General features: G+C 43.6%; 1 pseudogene. It reads right to left on the minus strand.

The annotated features are described in order from the left end of the window. A pseudogene (locus LI126_RS14895) lies at positions 1-257 on the minus strand (hypothetical protein); the annotation flags it as partial.

Raw genomic sequence — 257 nt, forward strand, 5'->3', positions numbered from 1 at the left:
GGATGTGCGGCTAAAAAGGCCTGCACAGTACCATCATTTTCCTGCTGCAAAATCGTGCACGTACTATATATCATTATACCGCCTTTTTTTAGTTTTGGGGCAACTGCATTTAAAATTGCCAGCTGAATTTCATGCAGATTTTGACTGTCACTAAGTTTTTTATCATAGCGAATCTCGGGCTTGCGGCGCAAAAGGCCAATTCCGCTGCAGGGCGCGTCAACTAAGATTTTGTCAAACTGGCCATCCTCAAACTTTTC

Origin of the sequence: Mediterraneibacter sp. 210702-DFI.5.30, from assembly GCF_020560115.1 — a bacterium.
In the GTDB taxonomy this organism is placed as follows: domain Bacteria; phylum Bacillota; class Clostridia; order Lachnospirales; family Lachnospiraceae; genus Mediterraneibacter; species Mediterraneibacter faecis.